The sequence below is a fragment of the Acinetobacter sp. LUNF3 genome (assembly GCF_022699605.1).
Classification (GTDB): Bacteria; Pseudomonadota; Gammaproteobacteria; order Pseudomonadales; family Moraxellaceae; genus Acinetobacter; species Acinetobacter johnsonii.
On the sequence record NZ_CP093968.1, the window covers coordinates 445635 to 462034 of the forward strand.

The 16400-nt window shown below is 41.3% G+C and carries 18 protein-coding genes; 8 read left to right on the forward strand and 10 right to left on the reverse strand.

Translation table 11 applies throughout. The annotated features are described in order from the left end of the window. Positions 1 to 51: 51 nt before the first annotated feature. Complete coding sequence (gene hemH, locus MN200_RS02110; RefSeq protein WP_178927822.1) at positions 52 to 1074, forward strand: ferrochelatase; 1023 nt, start codon at positions 52 to 54, stop codon at positions 1072 to 1074. 12 nt (positions 1075 to 1086) lie between these two features. Continuing rightward, positions 1087 to 1731: an MBL fold metallo-hydrolase gene (locus MN200_RS02115; protein WP_125280772.1), complete on the forward strand. Its 645-nt coding sequence runs from the start codon at positions 1087 to 1089 to the stop codon at positions 1729 to 1731. A 395-nt stretch (positions 1732 to 2126) separates the two neighbouring features. Here MN200_RS02115 and MN200_RS02120 read toward each other — a convergent pair whose 3' ends face one another. Continuing rightward, positions 2127 to 2300, reverse strand: coding sequence for a DNA gyrase inhibitor YacG (locus MN200_RS02120; protein WP_004692619.1), 174 nt, complete (start codon positions 2298 to 2300; stop codon positions 2127 to 2129). A gap of 85 nt (positions 2301 to 2385) precedes the next feature. Here MN200_RS02120 and MN200_RS02125 point away from each other — a divergent pair, with 85 nt between their 5' ends. The 3 genes from MN200_RS02125 to MN200_RS02135 are packed head-to-tail and all read left to right on the forward strand — an operon-like array spanning position 2386 to position 4729. Then, on the forward strand, positions 2386 to 3045 hold the full coding sequence (locus tag MN200_RS02125) for a tRNA (guanine-N(7)-)-methyltransferase (RefSeq protein ID WP_242760503.1): 660 nt from the start codon (positions 2386 to 2388) through the stop codon (positions 3043 to 3045). 3 nt (positions 3046 to 3048) lie between these two features. After that, on the forward strand, positions 3049 to 4260 hold the full coding sequence (locus tag MN200_RS02130) for a TIGR03862 family flavoprotein (RefSeq protein WP_242760005.1): 1212 nt from the start codon (positions 3049 to 3051) through the stop codon (positions 4258 to 4260). A gap of 58 nt (positions 4261 to 4318) precedes the next feature. Then, entirely contained in the window at positions 4319 to 4729 is a 411-nt protein-coding gene (locus MN200_RS02135; RefSeq protein WP_004978849.1) for a GFA family protein, read from the forward strand. A 58-nt stretch (positions 4730 to 4787) separates the two neighbouring features. On the opposite strand, the gene MN200_RS02140 is transcribed toward MN200_RS02135, so the two are convergent. Together MN200_RS02140 and MN200_RS02145 are read right to left on the reverse strand one after the other, a co-directional pair. Next, positions 4788 to 5348, reverse strand: a complete 561-nt coding sequence (locus MN200_RS02140; RefSeq protein ID WP_131229895.1) for a hypothetical protein — start codon at positions 5346 to 5348, stop codon at positions 4788 to 4790. Between the two features lie 12 nt (positions 5349 to 5360). Further along, entirely contained in the window at positions 5361 to 6140 is a 780-nt protein-coding gene (locus MN200_RS02145; protein ID WP_242760006.1) for a class I SAM-dependent methyltransferase, read from the reverse strand. A gap of 122 nt (positions 6141 to 6262) precedes the next feature. On the opposite strand from MN200_RS02145, the gene MN200_RS02150 reads away from it, so the two are divergent. The 3 genes from MN200_RS02150 to MN200_RS02160 all read left to right on the forward strand — a co-directional run bounded on the left by MN200_RS02150 (position 6263) and on the right by MN200_RS02160 (position 8945). Further along, on the forward strand, positions 6263 to 7549 hold the full coding sequence (locus MN200_RS02150; RefSeq protein ID WP_242760008.1) for a hypothetical protein: 1287 nt from the start codon (positions 6263 to 6265) through the stop codon (positions 7547 to 7549). A gap of 120 nt (positions 7550 to 7669) precedes the next feature. Beyond that, positions 7670 to 7864, forward strand: a complete 195-nt coding sequence (locus MN200_RS02155) for a hypothetical protein (protein WP_004692607.1) — start codon at positions 7670 to 7672, stop codon at positions 7862 to 7864. A 124-nt stretch (positions 7865 to 7988) separates the two neighbouring features. Then, positions 7989 to 8945: a 2-hydroxyacid dehydrogenase gene (locus tag MN200_RS02160; RefSeq protein WP_242760010.1), complete on the forward strand. Its 957-nt coding sequence runs from the start codon at positions 7989 to 7991 to the stop codon at positions 8943 to 8945. A gap of 50 nt (positions 8946 to 8995) precedes the next feature. Here the strand turns inward: MN200_RS02160 and MN200_RS02165 are convergent, their stop codons facing one another. From MN200_RS02165 to glyQ, 7 genes are all read right to left on the reverse strand, one after another. Further along, the gene (locus MN200_RS02165; RefSeq protein ID WP_058868839.1) at positions 8996 to 9559 is read right to left on the reverse strand and encodes a hypothetical protein; all 564 of its coding nucleotides are present in this window, start codon (positions 9557 to 9559) and stop codon (positions 8996 to 8998) included. A 166-nt stretch (positions 9560 to 9725) separates the two neighbouring features. After that, positions 9726 to 10247 carry a hypothetical protein gene (locus MN200_RS02170; protein WP_178927814.1) on the reverse strand — a complete coding sequence of 174 codons (522 nt, stop codon included), beginning with the start codon at positions 10245 to 10247 and terminating at the stop codon, positions 9726 to 9728. Between the two features lie 299 nt (positions 10248 to 10546). Beyond that, the gene (locus MN200_RS02175; RefSeq protein ID WP_004978867.1) at positions 10547 to 10936 is read right to left on the reverse strand and encodes a hypothetical protein; all 390 of its coding nucleotides are present in this window, start codon (positions 10934 to 10936) and stop codon (positions 10547 to 10549) included. A 96-nt stretch (positions 10937 to 11032) separates the two neighbouring features. Continuing rightward, complete coding sequence (locus MN200_RS02180; RefSeq protein WP_242760011.1) at positions 11033 to 12334, reverse strand: reverse transcriptase/maturase family protein; 1302 nt, start codon at positions 12332 to 12334, stop codon at positions 11033 to 11035. Then, positions 12331 to 12882 carry an SLATT domain-containing protein gene (locus MN200_RS02185; protein WP_242760012.1) on the reverse strand — a complete coding sequence of 184 codons (552 nt, stop codon included), beginning with the start codon at positions 12880 to 12882 and terminating at the stop codon, positions 12331 to 12333. The genes MN200_RS02180 and MN200_RS02185 overlap by 4 nt, the downstream gene beginning before the upstream one ends. A 278-nt stretch (positions 12883 to 13160) precedes the next feature. Next, positions 13161 to 15230: a glycine--tRNA ligase subunit beta gene (glyS, locus tag MN200_RS02190; RefSeq protein ID WP_242760013.1), complete on the reverse strand. Its 2070-nt coding sequence runs from the start codon at positions 15228 to 15230 to the stop codon at positions 13161 to 13163. Then, positions 15230 to 16219, reverse strand: coding sequence for a glycine--tRNA ligase subunit alpha (gene glyQ / locus MN200_RS02195; RefSeq protein ID WP_086209633.1), 990 nt, complete (start codon positions 16217 to 16219; stop codon positions 15230 to 15232). The genes glyS and glyQ overlap by 1 nt, the downstream gene beginning before the upstream one ends. Positions 16220 to 16400: the final 181 nt, after the last annotated feature.

Genomic DNA, 16400 nt, shown 5'->3' on the forward strand with positions numbered 1-16400 from the left:
AACTGAAAACTGTTACAGTAGAGACATTCGAAAACGAGCCACGAGGGTTGAATGTCTACTGCAACAAAAGCAAAAGTTACTGTTATTTTGGCAAATTTGGGAACGCCTGATGCACCGACAGCTTCAGCAGTGCGTCGCTTTTTGGATCAGTTTTTGTCAGACCAGCGGGTGATTGAAATTCCCAAACCGCTTTGGCAAATTATTCTCCGTTTATTTATTTTGCCGTTTCGCCCGAAACGCGTTGCCCATGCGTATGAGATGGTGTGGGGCAGCGATTCTCCAATGCGAGAAATTTTGCTGACTCAAGTGGCCGCGTTACAACAGCAGTTGATTTTGCAATATCCTGAGTTTGAGCTGAATATTGTTCCTGCGATGACCTATGGTAATCCCGGCATTCAGCCTTTGCTTGCTGAGTTGAGTCAAAACCCGCAAGATCATATTGTACTTTTTCCTTTGTTTCCGCAATACTCGGCAACATCCAGCGCGCCTTTATATGATGCTTTCGCGAAGTGGATTCCAAAGCAGCGTAATTTGCCGGGGCTGAGCATTATTCGTGATTATTATCAGCACCCTTTATACATTCAGGCATTGGCGCAAAGTGTGCGCGATTTCCGTGCTGAACATGGGGTGAGTGAAAAGCTGTTAATGTCTTTCCATGGTATTCCACAGCCTTATGCCGATAAAGGTGATCCCTATGCCGACCGTTGCCGTATCACAGGACAGTTGGTGGCAGCCGAATTGGGCCTAGCGGAAGATGAATGGGCAATCAGTTTCCAGTCTCGTTTTGGGAAACAAGAGTGGGTGAAACCGTATACCGATGCCTTACTGGCCGAATGGGCGGCGCAGGGGGTGAAATCGGTACAAATTATGAGTCCTGCGTTTTCAGCGGATTGCTTAGAAACTTTAGAGGAACTGGCGATCCAGAATGCTGAATTGTTTTTGTCTCAAGGTGGAGAGCGGTATCAATATATTCCAGCCTTGAACAGCCGCGGAGATCATTTGCAATTGCTCAATACGCTGGTTCAGGCTAATCTTGATGCCTTAAAACAGACATTAGCCAGCAAAACGAATTGAGGTTGACACTCTATGTTGCAAGTTAAAATTGTGCCTGTAACGGCATTTCAACAGAACTGTTCCATTGTTTGGGACAGTGACAGTAAAGAAGCAATTTTAATTGATGCAGGTGGAGAACCTGAAAAACTTAAAGCAGAAATCGAAGCGTTGGGTTTGACGGTAAAAGCGCTGTGGCTGACGCACGGGCATTTAGATCATGCTGGAGCAGTCGGGGCATTAAAAAAACTGTGGGATGTCCCTGTGATTGGCCCACATAAAGAAGATGCCTTTTGGTTGGATATGATCCAAGAAATCTCGCAGCGTTATGGTTTTCCTATTCCTGAAAAAGTGGATGTCACGACATGGCTTGAAGGTGGCGAAGTCCTTAAACTGGGCAATGAAGCGTTTGAAGTGCGTTTTGCCCCTGGACATACTCCGGGCCATGTGATGTTTTATAACAAAAACTATGGTTTGCTTTGGACCGGCGACGTGTTGTTTAAAGGCTCAATTGGTCGTACCGACTTTCCACGTGGCAATCATCAGCAGCTGATTGACTCTATTCAGCGTGAATGCTTTAGCTTACCTGATGAGACGCAGTTTATTTCAGGACATGGGCCAATCAGTACGATTGGTTTTGAAAAACAACATAATCCCTTTGTGGCAGGGAAAGCAGGCTAAGCGCTTTGTGGTCTCATTGAAAAATAAAAAAGTCAGCAGCTGCTGACTTTTTTATTTGCGAAATGGATTATGCAAAATGTGTTGGGTTTCTAGAGCAAACACTATAGAGAATAAGACCACTAATAGTCCAACCGAGAGGATCAACAGATCTTGCATATAGATGCCAAAACTGAATAGACAGATCGCAAGTAAAACGCCAATTAAAACAATAGTCTTACTCAGGATGTTCATCTTATCCCCCTTTAGGATGTTATTTTTGTCACTTGATCATGCTGTGAGCATGTACCAATTTTGGGGGAGTATAGTCGACGAATGATCTTTTTAAGCGAATATTAAGACATTAAATAATGAACAATTTCTCTTAAAATATGAAAAATATCATGAGATTAAATATATTATTCTTCTGAATTTTCTGCCTGCGGTGCATCTTGCGTTGGGAGGCGATATTCATCATTGGCCCATGCACCTAAGTCGATCAGTTTGCAGCGTTCAGAACAAAAAGGACGAAAGGCGTTGTCTTCCCATTGACTCATTTCTCCACAACGGGGACAAGGGAAAGTGTGTGGCATGATCGGCTCCAGATAAAATTTTCGGATTGAAATAGGCAAAAACGTTGGCAGTTGTTAGACTGATGCGGTTTTTTCTTAGTTTGATCTGATTATGCCGATTCGTCAATTTCAAGCCCAGCGTATGCATGCGCCTCGTGATTTTCAAATGATCAGTCCTGATCCACTGTGTGTGGAAAGTGGGGCGGGCAAGGGTAAACATGCTTTATTGTTTACGGCCAATCATCCTGAGAAAAAGCTGATTGCGGTTGAGCGTACCCGTGAAAAGTTTGTGGCGATGCAGAAACAACATGGCTTAGAAGGTCAGCAGAATTTACAGCTGGTACATGCCGATGCTCTGCCTTGGGTGGTGCATGCCTTACAACCGCAGCAGGTTGAACAATTCTTTATTCTTTATCCTAATCCTGAACCGCATAATCCTGCGCAGCGCTGGTTGAATATGCCGTTTTTTGAGTTTCTGATTTCACGTTTACAAGTGGGCGGACAAATTAATTTAGCCAGTAATATTCCTGAATATATCGAAGAAGCACAGCAACAGTTGATTGAGGTGTGGAAGTTACCGTTTGTAAAAGAGCGCATCGCGGATAGTTCTGCGAGGACGCATTTTGAAATTAAATATTTAGAACGAGGCGAGCTCTGCCAACAGTTGATCATCACCAAACCTGAAGGTTATCGCACGCGTTTTGATGCGTTTCAGGCTTTGCAAGGTCAGACCCCACAGGTGCAATCTTCTGATCAAGCTGAATAAATCATGCCAAAGCGTATTACAATTATTGGGGCGGGGCCAGCCGGTTTGATGGCAGCAGAAGTATTGAGCCAATATGATGTTCAGGTCGATGTGTTTGAGCAAAAACCATCTGCTGCACGTAAGTTCCTGATGGCGGGTAAAACAGGACTGAATATCTCTCATGCCGAACCTGTGGAGCAGTTTATCGGTCGTTATGATCAAGCAGAATGGTTGGCACCTTGGATTCGTGAGTGGGATGCCACATGGATTCAAGCATGGATGAAAAGTTTAGGCATTGAGTCCTATGTCGGAACGTCTGGGCGTATTTTCCCGATTGAAATGAAAGCCGCGCCTTTATTACGTGCATGGTTGAAACGCTTGGTTGAGTCAGGCGTCAAGTTTTACTATCGTCATCAATGCCTCAGCCTCAAAGAGCATACGCTTGAAATTAAATCTTTGCTTAGTGATCAAGTGCACAGCCAGAGTTATGATGCGATCGTCTTGGCTTGCGGAGCGGTGTCATGGTCTCAGCTCGGTAGCGATGGCGCATGGCAAAACTGGTTGGAGGCCGATGAAATTGAGCCTTTTCAAGCCAGCAATGCTGGAGTAGAACATGAATGGTCTACCTACATGCAACCCGTTTTTGGGCAGCCACTGAAACGTATCGCAGCATGGGTGGGCGATGCGGAAAAAAGTATGGGTGATATCGTCATCACCCATTATGGCCTAGAAAGTGGTTTGGTCTATAAGCAAGGTCGAGCGCTGCGTGCGCAGCAAAAACAGTTCCAACCTTTAGTGTTAACGCTTGATTTACTGCCAGATGTCACTGTTCAAGAATTGGCTGTACGTCTGAGACCCACGAAAAAGCAGTCTTTAAGTAATGTTTGGCGTAAAGCTGGTTTAGATGCAGCCAAGGCCAGTTTAGTGCGAGAGTTAGTTGCAAAAGAACACTGGAATCACCCTGAACAACTGGCCAAGCAGGTGAAGCAATTACAGATTCCTTTAACTGGTTTTCGTCCGATTGAAGAAGCGATTAGTTGTGCTGGCGGTGTGCGCCGTGAAGGCCTAAGCTCGCAGCTACAATTAAAATCCAATCCCGCCGTTTTTTTATGTGGGGAAATGTTGGACTGGGATGCACCCACAGGGGGGTACTTACTCACTGCATGTTTTGCAACTGGACGCGCCGCGGGTGAGGGTGTGATACAGTATTTGAATGTGGCAAAAAATTCGCCATAAGCGATGCAACTGAAAATCAGCTGTGCTAATTTGAATAAAAAATTCAAGGAGCATCATCATGTCAGATCTTCAGCAGTATGTGGGCAGCTGCCTATGCGGTGCAGTGACTTATCAAATTGATGGGCCGATTGGCGATATTATTCAATGCCATTGTCAAAAATGTCGCAAGGCCAATGGAACGGCATATGCAACCAATGCACCGATTGCTAAGGCGGATTTTAAACTGACCTCTGGTCAGGACGTTGTAAAAAAATATGCATCGAGTGCAGGCACAGAGCGTTGTTTCTGTGGCAATTGTGGTTCACCTCTTGTCAGTATTAAAGCTGAAACACCTGAGTTTTACCGTTTGAGGATCGGCACTTTAGATACCCCGTTACAGCAAAAGCCGACGCAGCATATTTTTGTGGCATCTCAAGCCGAGTGGGACAACATTTGTGATGCATTACCACAATATGCTGAACGCCCATAATTAGAATAGATTTAAGTGAAAGGGATCATCGGATCCCTTTTCTTTGTCCGAGATTGAGTTAGTAGCCTGTCGACATCGTATCTTGAGCTTTTGGGTACTGCGACTGCCAGTGTTCAAGCTGTTCTTGGGCATGAATGAGCTCACCGAGGCCTTTCACGTTATCATGTGGTGCTGCGGCTTTATCTTGGATGATTTTGGCTTGGTTATCCCAATATTGGTACATCAGAGTTTGAATGTAGCGCCCTTGTTCTGTTTTTAAATCCAGCTCTTTCAGCATATTCAGTGCAGACTGAATATTGTCTTGTTGACGTGTTTTTGCAAATTCATCCGTGAGCGTGCCTGCCTCACGCATTTTCATGAGTTCATCTTCCATTTCATCACTCATGCTACTAAAGCGCTGGTCATAGTCGACCAAGAGCGCAATATCGTGTGGATCATTGGCCGTTTTAGCAAAACTTTTGACGGGTTCAGAGCTGAGTTCTTGCAGAATTTTATCATCGTTCGAAAGCATGTCTTGCTCAGCAGATTCATTGGCTTTATTACAGCCTGTGAGGATTAAGCTGCCACCTAAAAGAAGCGGCAGTAGAACCTGTTTCAATGAAAGAGTATGTGGGTTCATATCGGTGTCCTATTATTCTGCTATTTTTTGAAAGTGATAGGCATAGGTGATGTAAGGAAAACTAATTTCGTCCTGTGGCTGTTTGCCCGTGTACTGCTGCACAATTTGCTCAAACTGATGTTTTAAATCCTGCTGTTGCGCCTTAGGCATTGCGGCAATAAAGCTGGTCGAAAGGAGACGTTTTGAGACGACTTGTTCTACTGTACCTGTTTGCTGCTGTGCAAACTGATGCAGGCTTTTGAGTTGAAATAAGTGTTGATGTTCAAAGACTTTTTGCCACAATCCACTATGATAACGTGGAGTCCCTCCTTCTAAAGGAGCGAGTCGTTCTGCGAGTGCATTGACCCAGTCGACTTGAGTGTCGCGTTGATTCCATACCAAGCCCAAATGTCCTTGCGGTTTTAGGACACGATGGATTTCTTTTAAACTGTCCATGTTGGCAAACCAGTGGAAGGCCTGCGCAGATAAAACTGCATCGATACTTTGCGAAGGCAGGGGAATATGGTCACTAAAGGCTTGTAATGTTTCCACCTGTGGGTAAGCCAGTTTAAGCTGAGCTAACATTTCGGTAACAGGTTCGATGGCAGTGAGCTGTCCACTATGTGGAATCAGATAAGGTAGAAACTTACCTGTACCCGAGGCAAGATCGATCACACGTGAATCTGCGTTTAAATGCAGTTGCTCGGTGAGCCACGCATGGATCTCTTGTGGATAACTTGGACGCACTTGTTGATAAAGTTCAGCAGCTGCGCTAAACCCGTGTTGTGCTGCAGGATGGAGTAATTGTGTCATATTTTGCGCTTTTTTATCTGCTCTGCATCTATAAAATAACACATTTGGTTCGATGAAATCGCTTATGCTGTATGGAACGAACATGACCTCACTTTATAGGAATGAAATCTCTCAGCATGGACATGGCGAAACAAATTATTTTTGAAGACGAACAGATTCGTGTCATTTTTTTACAGGGTTCATCGGACGAACTTATTTTCTCTTTTGGCGATCTGATTACTCGTGCCAAGGGAACGTCGATCAATGCAGAAAAGTCGCTAGCGAAGTTTGGCTTCAATGTGGTTGGCATTATGCCAAAACAAAAGTCATGGTTTCCAGAGTCTTCGATGTTGGCGATGTTAGAGGCAATTCGCGCGTGGATTGCCCCCTTTCAAACCCGCATTGCCTATGCAGGGTCAATGGGCGGCTATGCTGCGATTAAATATTCTAAACTGCTTGGTTTTAAGCGCGTAGTGGCTTTGGTGCCGCAGTATTCGATTGACCCTGAACAGGTGACGGATAACCGCTATAACATGTTCTATCAGCCTGAGCTGAACCATGATATGCAGGTTCAGCCGAAGGATGTCTCGGCAGAGTGTGAATACATTGTTATTTATGACCCTTACTGCCCTGAAGACCGTGCGCATTATGAAAAATTACAAACGGTCGTGCCGAATCTGAGAACGTTGAACTTGCCTTTTACAGGGCATGATGCGATTGCGGTTTTGGCCAGTTCAGATTTGCTACATGACTTTCTACGTCATGAGTTTGATGCGCCATATTTTTATAAAAAAATACGTGAAGTGAAAAAGAACAGTAAGTTTTACTACCGTAAAGTGATCGAAAACTTGTTGCCGCGTCATCGCTTTTCTTTAGGACGAATTCTTAAAAATAATGAGCTTGAGTTAGATGGTCAATTTTTTGATGCCAAGCTAAAACAAAGCATTATCCGCGAGTTACTCAGCAATCGACAAGTGAGCCAGACCGATCTGCTGAAACTGGGTATTCAGGTCAACTTGCCGCAAGAAAATAGCTGTCAGTTGATGGATAGTTTTGGACATGGTTTGGTATTCAATATGATTAGTCAGAAGATTGAAAGCTATGCACCAGACGCTATTGCGCTGAATCATAAGTTTCTGTTGCCGATCTTTGCCAAGGGCAATGGACTGGTACACATTTACTATAATGACATGCGCTATACCGTGGTAATGAATGACCGTCAGATTATGAAGTTGGTGCATGAACAAGCCGAGTTGAGCGCTGGAATGCATCCATTGTTAATGAAAAAATATAGTGATTATTATCTGATTAGTTATAAGCAGTTTAACTTTAGCTGTGATGAATATGGTGGTTTTGATTTGGTCGAAGATATTCCAGAAACAGCGCAGTTTTTGGTGTCAAGCGATGCTGAATCAGATGTTTTCATGTGATTTATTCATATAGGGCTTTGGTCTAAGGCCAAGCGCTTGTTTTCCGTCCTATTTGGTTTAATATGAAAGTATTGTTTATCTTTTAAACAATACGGATAAAGATCAAATAGGGTGGAAGCAATGCAAAGACATTGGTCGGCTGTATTTATAACATTACTGTTTATTTCAACATCACAAAGCGTACTGGCACAAAGTTTAGACCCAGCTTATCTGACATTCGGTGGTGGTCTCATTCTCCTGCTGATCCTGACATTTTATGTGATTAAACAAATCAGTATTTCTATTCGTATTCATCGCAATAAGCCCGTTAAATAGCGGGCTTTTTTTCTGTATGTGGCGGCTATTTTTAGGTGGTCAAGACAGTGTTTACGTTGAAAAATGGGGCTGAGTTAGTTTAAATAAGCGTTCTATCATTATGCAGAACAACTGGACGTGAGCAATGAAAGCCGTATTTTTAGATTGTGCATCCTTAGATAAAAATGATTTGGACTTTCAAGCACTGCATGCTGTTTTTGATGAGCTAATCCTTTACCCAAGTACCGATGCTGAGACGCTTGTTGCGCGCGTGCAAGACGCAGATGTGATTATTAGCAACAAAGTGCTGCTGGATGCCGATACCCTAAAACAATGCTCTCAGTTAAAGTTGATTTTAATCTCTGCTACAGGCACCAATAACATCGATTTGCAGCAAGCCAAAGCACAAGGTGTTGTGGTGTGTAATTGTCAGGGTTATGGCACGGCAGCGGTGGCACAGCACACTTTGATGTTGATGCTTAACCTTGCAACCTCCTGCCTGCAATACGAGCGTGCGGTGCAGCAGGGCGAATGGAATAAAGCTTCTCAGTTTTGTCTATTGGACTACCCAATTATTGAACTTTCAGGCAAGACATTGGGCATTTTAGGCTATGGAGAATTGGGGCAGGCGGTGGCTAAACTTGCTGAAGCATTTGGAATGCGAGTTTTGGTGGGCAATTTGCCAAACCGTCCACAAGCTGACTCAACACGAGTGGGCTTTGATGACTTGCTGGCGCAATCAGATTTTATCAGTCTGCATTGTCCATTAACCGATGACACGCGTGACCTGATTGATGCTCAAGCTTTCGCAAAAATGAAAAAAAGGGCCTTTTTAATTAATTGTGCACGTGGCGGAATTGTCAATGAAGCAGCTTTGGCAGACGCGTTAAAACAGGGTGAAATTGCGGGTGCAGCAACTGATGTATTGACCGTTGAACCACCTAAAGAGGGTAATGTTTTATTGGAGGCTCGTCTGCCGAATTTAATCATTACACCACACAGTGCGTGGGGCAGTGTCGAAGCACGTCAACGCATGGTGCAGCAGTTAGTGGAAAATGCTCAAGCTTTTCAAGCTGGGCAGCCAATCCGTCGGGTGAATTAAAGCAAATAATGACAACGAAAAAGCCCGTCAGATGATGGGCTTTTTTGATATTAAAGCTTAGTCACTTTAATATCTTCTTCTGCTTGGTCTGGTGTAAAGGAAGATGGTGCTTGGGTAATCGTGGGTTCATTCACTGTTTGGGGGGTGACAGGCTGTGCAGATGAGGCTGACGGTGTTTGAACCGCAGGAGCATCTACGGGTGCTGATGACGGTTGACTTAAACGACCTTGGTAAATGGGGGCAGGCTGATCCGTTTGACCAGTTATCACTTGCTTGGTTTCATGCAGCTTTTTATTTACATTTTGGGTGACTTGCTGTCCTGTTTCTTTGGCTTGTTCTGCGGTGTTGTTGGTGATGGTTTTTGCACTGTCCAAAGCTTGGTGTGCAGAAGGGCGAATTTTTTGGATGCCTTTTTCTGTTGCAGTCCCGACTTTTTCCGCCGTGTTAATTACACCTTCTTGAGTTTTATAAGCCCAGACATGAAAGATGTTGGGGTTTTTACCATAGGGTGTAATTGGCTTTTGCGCTTGCTGAGTGGTGGTTTCTGTTTGTGCCCATACACCTGCTGTTGTCATTAAAAGAGCGCAGAATAGTGTTGTTTTCATCATGTTCATAGAGCAGTGTACCTCTTGGGCTATCGTGCATAAATCAGCGTTTTAGCATAAAGCCTCTTTGTGTGAATTTCATGTGCTTGGTTGTAAACAAGCGTAGTGTGCAAACGTATATAGCTAAAAAAGAGCCCAGCATGTGGACTCTTTCAACTCTGGAGGAGTTTAACTTCTACTTCGCGCCAACGGCAGCATCCGCAGATGAACCGACTTTGGCTTTAGCAACAGGTGTATCTAGTTCCACTTGAGCCTGCCCATTTACGTCAGCACGTTTAGGTTGACCACTGACAGCCTGCTTAGTTTCCTGCCATTTTTGTTTGGTCGCTTGTTGGCCTTGTTTCGCTTTATCCGCTATATAGTGACCACTTTTTTTGGTGTTATGCTCAACAGAGTGTTTAACGTCACCAGCCTTATCTTTTACGACAGCAGATTTTTCAGCTGAAAATTCTTTGGTGTCTTGCCATTTTTCTTTGCTGAATGCTTTGGTTTTGTCGACACCATGCTCAACCGTTTCTCCTGTCGCATGTGCGGCATGTTTGACATCATGTTTTAAGTTTTGCAATACGCTTGGCTGCGAGGTTTGAACTTGAACATTGGCCGATGTATTGGCTGTGGTATTTGCAAATAGGGAAGTGGAAGCTAAAAGTGCAGTGGTTAAAGCCGAAGCGGTGAGTGTCTTTGTTAAAACTTTCATCTTTGATTTTCTACCTCTTATGACAGAACCCGATGAGGAGTTCAGAACAGCAGTCATCATAGACAGAAATGAGCTCAAAAATAGCGTTTGATATGAAAGTCGCACAATACGGCAACAGCGCATGAACAATGGGCTGAAAATTGTGTCGTTCAGTTAATTCATTAAAATTATGTAAGTTTATGCGTGGTCGTTGTTTTAAATGTAAAGAATATGGAGACTGGTATTGAAGTAAAGGACACGAAGCGAAAGGCATTTGAGAGAAAGTCATCACTGATGTTGCATCAGTGATGACGATTTGCTTAGTTACATTGCGCTAAGGCTTCTTTTGCAAAGTGATTACGTAGTGCGAGGAAGTTTTTCTGTACTTCTGCATCGTGTAATTCAAATTTGGTTGCTGTGCTAGTGCCATCGAGTGCAAAGGTTGCTGAGCCACCTGTGATGAGGGTGTAGTCACGGAACGCCCACTGTTCTACGACTTTGCCTGCTTTGAGGTTGCCGGTAAATTCGATGACACATTTGTCTTCAAATTTGGTCAGTTTTGCTTTGTTATTGGTTGTGTCTGGATAGACTTCAATATCTTGGACTTCTTGTAATACACCCGCTGTCAACTGTGGAATCGTTGGTTGAGATGTACATGCTGTAATAGAAAGGGCAGCAAAAGTAGCGAAAAGTACAGTTTTTAATTTCATAAGGTTCGTTCTTGTTGCAAGTTGTTAAGTTGAGTATAGGGAAATGAGATAGGGTTGGCTACAGTCCGTAGGGCTTAAATTAAAAGACTATGAGTATCATGAGAAATTTCTTAAATCTATTAATAATTTATTAATTTGGCTCTTTGTCTTTATCTTAAAAATTTCATTAATTTCTGCCTCAGATAATCCACTTGTGGAAACATTAAAAATATTTTCTAGGAGGCCTATTTTTTGAGAAAAATTATATGAATCAAAATTATTAAAATAATTTGAGTTTTTGAAATTAAATCGTATTTCATGGTAGGCTTTCGTAAATTTTTTCAAATATTTTAGATAATTTGGATCTACATTAAATTTTTTCCAATTTTTAGCTACAAATAAATCTAATTTTTTTAATAAGATTAGATCATTAATTTGTGAGAAAAAGAAAATCCACCCTTTTGCTTTTCCTTCATCAATACAACCTGTAATTTTTAAGTTTAGTTGGAAGAGGAGAAAGCCGATATTTTTATTTTTTGAGTATTTGAATTTTGAAAAGCACTGTATAATACTTGAGTATAAGTTGTTTATTGTACTCTTTCTAACAGTAATAATATCTCCTTGAAATGAATAGCCTAAGTATTCAATGATATTGTTTTGTATATTTCCAGATTGAGATTTACTTTTTTTTGTTATAGGATGTATTTCAAGATGTAGATTGCTAAACTCTTTATTAATTTTTGTCTTTAATGTTTCAATCTCAGATTCATTGCATAGAATTAATATGTCATCAACAAACCTAAAATATCTAATGTTACTTTTATTTTGGAAAGCTTTATCAATTTGATATAAGTAAATTGATGCCAGAATATTTGATATTGAAAGCCCTTGGGGTACACCACCAATTTTTTCATTTTTTTGAGGTTGTAAGGCTTTTCTAATTAATTTTAGAGAGTATTCACAATCAATTTTTTCTTTTAGTAAAGTCAAAAGTTTTTCATGATCTATTGATGGGTAAAAGTTTTTAATATCAATTTTAATATATGAATTATAAGATTCAATTGATTCAGTAATCTCTTTAATAATAACTTGAGGCATTTTGTAATCAAGCTCATTAAAATATAAGTCTTGTAGATAAAGGTGTATAGTCTTCAAAACGACTCTATCTCTTATCGTTGGTATATAAATTTCTCTAGGGAATTTCTGTCGACCTTTACTTAATAAGTTTAATTTGTATCTGGTAAATTGGAATGTCTCATTGGATAATTTTCTATGGATTATACTTATTTCATTCGATAAATTTCTATTGAAAGTTGAATGAGATATGTTGTCTGTTCCTATTGCAAAGCTATAATATATATAGTCTAAATAAGTTCTTTCTAGAGACTCATGGGTTTGAAAGCTTTTTATTGAACTCATTTAATATAGAAACTCATTACAGATGAACTAGAAAAAGGGAGTGTGTATAAAATAATAATAGTTAGATAATATTTGCATTTACTAATAAAAGTTTCATAAAAGTCTTTAAGCGTAAGTGGTGGGTCTAACTCATCTCGTTTACTTTTTTTTGTTGAAAAGTATACATTAACTTTGGAAATATGATGATCAGCTTTAATATGATTTTCACATAGATTAAGAGCATCTTCATATTCTTTAGCTTTGTCTTCTGTGCTGAGAAGCATGATTGTATTTAATTTTTCGTAACATGTTTTGACTTTTTCTGAACGAGAATGAAACTTTTGCGCACTAACAATAGCAGACATTACTAAGGTTAGTACTGAAAACACGACTAACGTAGATGGATGAAATGGAATATCATTCTTGGGTATTTGTAGAATTGATATTGTAACTGTAAAAAAAGAATACCAAATTAGCAAAGCTTGACTATGGAACTCATACCTTAATAAGCGTGTTTCCTGTTCAATTTTAGCTTTTCTTGTCCACCAAATTTTATCGTTAATTGTCATATTTAAAGTTACATTTGAGGTAAATTAAGTAAGTAATATCCTCTTGTGTAAAGAGAATCAAGCCAAGAAGGCTTAAAGAACATATAGTTGCTTTATTAATCAGTTGCACCTATAAAATATAGATGGGATGAAAGTCCTACCTCAAATGCAACATTATGATTTTAATATATAAAAAATGATAATTCTAGAAAATTTTACTTTTTAGTATTGATTTATTCTTAGTATTAAAAAAACCCGCTATTTCTAGCAGGTTTTTTTAATTCATAACCAATTAAGGCTTAATGCTGCAACACCGAAATATCCGCAACACTGGTAAACAAATCACGTAACTGAGCCAGTAAACGTAAACGGTTCGCTTTCAAGTCGCTATCATCTGCCATCACCATGACGCCATCAAAGAAGGCATCAATTGGCGCACGCAGCGCAGCTAACTTAGAAAGTGCAGCGGTGTAGTCTTTTGCAGCCAAAAGCGGTTGAACCACAGGCAGAATAGCTTGAATCTCTGCATAAAGTGCTTTTTCAGCATCTTCAAGCAATTTAGACTCAACAATTTCACCCGTAGGCGCAGCTTCTTTCGCCAAGATATTGGCAACACGCTTATTCGCAGCAGCCAATGCAGCAGCTTCAGGCAGGCTACGGAAATGATTCACTGCAGTTACACGCTTATCAAAATCTAAAGGAGATTTTGGAGATAACGCTTGAACCGCTTGAATCACATCAACAGCAACGCCTTGGTCTTCGTATTTTGCACGGTAACGACCTTCAAGGAATGCAACAGCATCCGCTAAAGTCTTATCATGGTCTTTCAATACATCGCCATAAGCAGCCAAAGCAAGCTTGATCAATTCTTCAATCGAAACATCAAGATTATTTTCAGTCACTAAACGCAAAATACCAATCGCAGAACGACGTAAAGCAAACGGGTCTTTCGAACCTGTAGGTGCTTGACCAATACCGAAAATACCAGTCAGCGTATCTAAACGATCTGCAAGGGCAATCGTTGTACCTGTCTTGGTTTGCGGTAAAACATCGCCTGCAAACTTAGGTAAATATTGCTCGCCTAAAGCTTCCGCAACTTCATCATTCTCGCCTTCAATACGTGCATAGTAAGTGCCCGCAATCCCTTGAAGCTCAGGGAATTCACCGACCAATTCAGAGGTTAAATCACACTTTGCAAGTAATGCTGCTTTTTCAGCATCCGCAGGGTTTGCACCTGTGATTGCAGATAAAGCCACAGCCAATTTAGCAATACGTTCAGATTTATTCCAAAGCGTACCTAACTGTGCTTGGAAAACCATATTGGCTAATTTTTCTTTACGAGATGCAAGCGGTTGCTTTTGATCTTGTAAGAAGAAGAATTCAGCATCAGACAAACGAGGGCGTACAACTTTCTCATTCCCTTCAATGATTTGAGTTGGATCTTTAGACTCAATATTTGAAACAGTAATGAAATAAGGCTGTAGTTTGTTATCGCTATTCACCAAACAGAAATACTTCTGATTGTCTTGCATCGTCGTGATCAATGCTTCTTGAGGTACAGCAAGGAAGCGTTCTTCAAAGCTTGCACGAAGCGCAACAGGCCATTCAACCAATGCAGTCACTTCATCACGTAAATCAGCAGGAACGATCGCAATTGCATTCACTTCATCAGCCAAAGCTTTGACTTGTTGGTCAATGATCGCTTGACGCTCTTCAAAATTCGCCACAACTTTTGCCACACGAAGTGCATCTAAGTAAGCATCTGCATTGGCTAAAGTAATGGCTTCAGGTGCATGGAAACGGTGACCATAAGTCACATTACCTGCTTTATGATCCTGAATGGTTGCATCAACCACATCATTGTCTTTGAGCAACACAACCCATTTTACAGGACGAACGAATTCAGTACGGCTTGCCGCAGAACGCATACGTTTTGCAATTGGAAGGTTATCCAAAGCGGTTTGTAAAATTTGTGGCAGTAAAACGTCAAGACTTTGACCTTTGACATCTTTTAAGTAGCAAACTTTTTCAACTTTACCCGCTTGGAAAGTTGAAACTTGATCCGCAGTAATGCCTTGACCACGCATAAAGCCTTCAAGTGCTTTGGTCGGCTTGCCTTCAGCATCATAAGCAGCTTGTACAGCAGGGCCGTCAAAACGTTTTTGAGTATCTGCTTGCGCAGCATCAACATTGATAATTTTCAATGCTAAACGACGAGGTGCTGCATAGGCTTCGATAGAATCAAAAGCCAAACCTGCATCTTTTAAGCCTTTTTTTGTTTCAGCTTGCAATGCATCACGTAAAGTTTTTAAGTTTTTTGGGGGAAGTTCTTCACAGCCAAGTTCAAATAAAACGGTATGCTTAGACATTATTTGTTCTCCGCTGATTTTTCTGCTTGAGCCGCTTCTGCTTCAACCTGAGCTTTCAATTGAGCTAAAACTTCATCACGTAAATGTGGTTCTGCCATTGGGAAACCAAGTTTGGCACGAGCCGCCACATAACTTTGCGCAATTGAACGAGCTAAAGTACGTACACGTAAAATATAGCGTTGACGCTCAGTCACAGAAATTGCACCACGTGCATCGAGCAAGTTAAAGCTGTGTGATGCTTTGATGACTTGCTCATATGCTGGAAGTGGGAGTTCCGCTTCCATTAAACGGGTTGCTTCAGCTTCATAGAAATCGAATAATTCAAACATTTTTTCAACGTTGGCATATTCAAAGTTATAGGTCGATTGCTCAACTTCATTTTGATGGAATACATCGCCATAAGTCACTGTACCGAATTGACCTTTGGTCCAAACCAGATCGTAAACTGAATCAACACCTTGTAGGTACATGGCCAAACGTTCAAGACCGTAAGTGATTTCACCTGTGACAGGGTAGCATTCAACACCACCGACTTGCTGGAAGTAAGTAAACTGAGTCACTTCCATACCGTTGAGCCAAACTTCCCAACCTAAGCCCCAAGCCCCAAGCGTTGGAGATTCCCAGTTGTCTTCGACAAAACGAATATCGTGAGTAAGGGTATCAATACCAATGGCTTTTAACGAGTCTAGGTAAAGTTGTTGGATATTGTCTGGGTTTGGTTTCAGTACCACTTGGAATTGGTAATAGTGTTGCAAACGGTTTGGGTTTTCACCATAACGACCGTCTTTAGGACGACGTGAGGGTTGAACGTATGCTGCGTTCCATGTTTCAGGCCCAAGTGCGCGTAAGAATGTTGCAGTGTGGAATGTCCCTGCACCCATTTCCATATCGTAAGGTTGTAAAATGACACAACCTTGTTCAGCCCAGTAGTTTTGTAAGGCAAGAATTAAGCCTTGGAATGTATCAATATGCGATATGGCGCGACTCATGCAGCATCCATTATAAATATAAGAAAAAATTGGTTCTAAGTATAAGGATTTTGCAGGGGAGTGGCAAAGGGTTCAGCAGGATTCATTCATTTAAAAATTTAACTGTGGTGGTTGCTTGAGAGAAGTCAGATAGTATGATTTTTGTATGTTGAAAAGATTGAGCTGCGTGTATGACATAGAC